The organism is Carboxylicivirga taeanensis (assembly GCF_051851475.1).
In the GTDB taxonomy this organism is placed as follows: domain Bacteria; phylum Bacteroidota; class Bacteroidia; order Bacteroidales; family Marinilabiliaceae; genus Carboxylicivirga; species Carboxylicivirga taeanensis.
Window position 1 is genome coordinate 1 of sequence record NZ_JBPUSJ010000034.1, and the last position, 4,282, is coordinate 4,282.

The window sequence follows — 4,282 nt, forward strand, 5'->3', positions numbered from 1 at the left end:
TAACCTTACAAATTTTCCAAATTGAGCGGAGCCAAAGCGCTGTATTTGTTTTTAACTTTTCATTTCAAAAGCCAAATCAGTGATTTGGCGCTGGTCGCCGAAGCTCGGAACTTTCCAAAACACCACGAACGCCTTATGCGCTATTGCGGTTTGTTGGGGCCAGTTTTTTCTTTTTTAAATTCGATGATTTCTTCTTCAATCTCAAGCAAAATTGACGGATTCAGAATAAATTCTCCCTTATAAAAACCTTCACAATGCCAATTTAGGACATCAACATTGCAGGTGTAATATGTACTTATTTCATTGTTGCCATTGGATGGTAAAAAATCAAATGACCAGAATAAGTTCTGCTTTACATCATCGAATATTAAACTATAAGATGATAACTTGAAATCACTTATTTTATCTGATATATATTCTTCTGCTTTTGTCTTTGCTTTATCAAGTGTCATAAACTGTGCACTTTCATACTTTCCTTCAAAGTCTTTAAGCAAGTTTAGATTAGGGAAATTCAATCTAATAAGTTGTCCATATGAATCAATTGCAATCAGAATATAGTGTAAACCAATACCTAAAGATAAGTCTTGCCATTCATAGAGTGCTGAGAGTTTTGGAATCTGTCCGATTTCATAGATAACATCAGGGTGTTTTTTAAGTAAAGTTTCTATGTCAACACTTAGTGCATACCTGAACTTTAAATTTTGAAAGTGTTCTTTTGTCCTAATCTTTAGTTGATTTTCTAAGGCTTCCCTTAAGTCTACAGGAACTTCTGAAAGTGTGTCATAGTTTACAATGCAACTAGTATCTCTAAATCCACTTGAAAGAACCGCAGTTTCTGAATTATAAATCAATTCTTGACCTGCTACGAACCCGAAGTTGAAAAAAAGAGTCAGTAATAATATGTATAGCTTATGTGTCATGCATTTTTCAAATTGGCCCCAACGGTTCGGCCATATGAAGTGGCACTGGTGCGTGTGGTATATTCGCTTTCTTATTTATGCCTATGCTCGCGCGGGAGCTGAACTCCAAATACTCACCAAAGCCAGGGCTACTTTATGATGGCTTGTTAGCGGTTGTTATTGTTTATGTTGATATATAAGCCTGTCTTAGCTGCAAAAGTTAAAAAGAAATCAGTTTCATAAGAAAACTGAAATAGGTCTGAACTGATATCAAAATCTATAAATAACCAGTTAGTTATTTTCACTAAACAACCTCCACTTACAAGGGTTGTCAAACCTACACCACCATCACTATAAAGATGCCAGTTGACTCCGATATCAAATTTTGGCTTTATTGCGTTATAGGAATATAAATATTCGAAAGCAAATGGTATTTGATAGTAGTTATAATCTTCAAGTTGAGTATATAGTAAACCTGTTTTGATATATAATTTTTCACTAGAATTTGGGAGCCAAAAATATAAATGTGTTCCAATAGTTTTGTTAGAACTGTCATCCGTGTAATAGTTCTTAAAATAATAAGTAAATATAGATTCTATTGCTATTCTAAGTGGATATTTTTCCTTTTCATATATAATACAAGATTCTCCACTACAGTTAATCTCATGATACTTTTTAGTTAAATCTAATAATGATTTTCGGTCAGGCGATTTTAGTTTATCTATTTCTGAAAATAAAGAAGGGCAATCTTGAAAATAGGATTTCAAATATCCAATATGGTGTGTCGATTCTTTCTGATAATTAACACCATTGACATTAACTACAGTTTCTTTATAAGGAATTTCCATAATTTCATCAGAAGAAATACTCATAGCATGATGAAATCCTGAATTTAACCTATAAAAAAACAAGTCTTTCTTCCCTTTTACTATATATTCTGCAAATACATTAAATGTATCTTTCCTTGTATATACAATCTTTGACACATAGTATTTCCCATTGTCAAAGACATAACTATCAATTTCAAATGGTCGATATATTGTATCAATTTTCTCATTTTTGAATTCAATTTCTCTCGTGTTATTAATTTCACCTTGAAAATTTAGCTCTCCTTGAAGTGTATCACCTTCCATAGTAATAATTTTGCCACTTCGAAAATCTGTTTGAGCTTGCACACCATTGAAAATGACTAGTAGAATTAACAAAAATATGTATCTCATTTAGATGTACTTTAGTGATATTATGTAAGTTTTCTAATAACCGCTAACGGTTTGGCCATATGAAGTGGCACTGGTGCGTGTGGTATATTCACTTTCTTGCTTATGCTACTGCTCGCGCGGGAGCTGAACTCCCAAACCTCACCAAAGCCAGGGCTACTTTATGATGGCTTGTTGTGTGTTGTTATTTTATTAATTGACTTGTTTGCATCTAATGACTCTTTTCTCAATATCCAAAACATTATGAAATGTTAGAAAGTATACGTATTTAAAACTTGACGATTTGAACTTCTTTTGAAGATATTCTATAATTATTGATTCTGTATTCATAAAATGATTAGCATCACCCCAGATAACCAATATTTCAGACTTGCCATCATTCTTTTTGTTAAAAATCCTATTTACCTCAGTGGCAATGTCTTCTTCAAATATATTAATATTATCAAACCCATAGTCTATATAGATATTATTGCTTCCATAAAAGTTTGAATGATAGTTTTCTGGGACAGGATAAAGATTATAATTTTCAGCAATAGAACTAAAGTCAGTTTTGTCTAAATGGAAATTAAGATATTCATTTTTAGCAGTCAACTTCTCAATATTCTCTGATATGCTTTTTGCAATAACTTTCGCAAGTTTTTTGTAAACATTTTTACGTCCTTGAGGAATTTCATCACTTGACCAAGGTGTACAAATCTGGATATTTACTTTGATAGGAGGTTTGTATATTTTACTTATTAAATCAGATAATTTCTCACAAGTCTGGCGGGCTTGATTTACTTTTGATAAATAATCGCTTATTACAAATTGTGTAATTTGTACAGTTCTTTGTTTTCCATCTAAATGGACAAATATGTCTGGATTTTTATGGTCGTCATCTGGATTATGTGAAAAATACATCACTTCTTTTTTTTCAATCTCTCTTAGATATTGAATAAATAAATGCCCCACATGAACTTCTGTTTCCTTTGTATTACTCTCGTCCACCCATTTGGCTTTTTTATATATAGGTTCATTTAATGAGTATTGAGTTTTAAATGAGCCAATTAAATGCTTCTTTCCTTTATTTAAGTGTTTGTTTATTTTAAGCATTTGGATTGTATTTTAATTCTGACTAACGTAAAAATTAGTCATTGATGTTCAGTTGTTTATGCTTTTCTTGATTTTGGCCTTTTTCAGCTTATTCTTGCTAGCAAATTTACGTTAGCTTAAGAAATCCATAAACCTAAAAAGTATTGATTACCTTGAGTTTAAATCAATACTATGGGTTTATAGGGGGAATAACACACAACGGTTGGCTAGATGAAGCGTATGGCGATTTAACAAACCAAACCTTCCAAAACTCCGCTGAGCCAAATCTTTTATTTGTTTTTATCTTTTCATTATTAAAGCCAAATCAAAGATTTGGCGGTGTTCAAATATCTCACTCAACTTCCAAAAATCACAAACGCCATATGCTTTATACTAGCGTGTTGGGCGCTGTAATTTCTAATTCCAGTCACGCTTATAATAGGCCCAATTTGTATTTATCTGTTCTACTTTTAAATATTCAAAATCCTTTTTTAGTCTGTACGTACTATCCTGTGAATACCTTAAACCTTTAAGGTTGAATTCCAAGTCAACACAAGATGAGCAGTTATATACTTTGCCAATTGATTTTAAATTGTACTTTTTCAAAGAATTTACTAAGGCATTGTATTTGACTTTATCAATTTTCTCATACTCAATCACTTCTTCTATAGTGTCTAAATATATTGTCTTTTCTTTTTGTTTGTCCCATTTTTCCCATTTCTCAAACCGCAAACACCATGAATTTACTACATCACAAGTTCCTTTGTCATAATGAGAAGTAATGTTGATATATCTTATACCATCTTGTTTAAGAAAGTCATTACATATGGTCGTCAGAGCCTCCTCATTATTAGTCAAAACTAATCTGATGTCAAACCGCTCGCAACTAGTAAGTAGAGAAGTGCCCAGTAAAAGTGTCAGGATGAAGCTTGTAAAATTTGAACATTTCATATTAACTAATTTGCCAAAATTTATGTAGGTGTAGATTCATTATTGCGCCCAACGGTTAGCTGCATGATGCGGTAGCAGATTCGCGGTGCTGATTGTCCGTCCGACAGGACTGACAATCGAGGCGGGAATCGGCCCAACCAAAGC

4 protein-coding genes are annotated in these 4,282 nt (G+C 32.5%); all 4 read right to left on the reverse strand.

The features are described 5' to 3' along the window. Positions 1 to 140 precede the first annotated feature (140 nt). Positions 141 to 920: a hypothetical protein gene (locus ACSX1H_RS18765; RefSeq protein WP_439185790.1), complete on the reverse strand. Its 780-nt coding sequence runs from the start codon at positions 918 to 920 to the stop codon at positions 141 to 143. A 146-nt stretch (positions 921 to 1,066) separates the two neighbouring features. Further along, the gene (locus tag ACSX1H_RS18770; protein ID WP_439185791.1) at positions 1,067 to 2,119 is read right to left on the reverse strand and encodes a hypothetical protein; all 1,053 of its coding nucleotides are present in this window, start codon (positions 2,117 to 2,119) and stop codon (positions 1,067 to 1,069) included. A gap of 189 nt (positions 2,120 to 2,308) precedes the next feature. After that, positions 2,309 to 3,208: a hypothetical protein gene (locus ACSX1H_RS18775; protein WP_439185792.1), complete on the reverse strand. Its 900-nt coding sequence runs from the start codon at positions 3,206 to 3,208 to the stop codon at positions 2,309 to 2,311. A 396-nt stretch (positions 3,209 to 3,604) separates the two neighbouring features. Continuing rightward, a complete protein-coding gene (locus ACSX1H_RS18780; RefSeq protein WP_439185793.1) occupies positions 3,605 to 4,138 on the reverse strand; it encodes a hypothetical protein in 534 nt (177 codons plus the stop codon). Positions 4,139 to 4,282 lie beyond the last annotated feature (144 nt).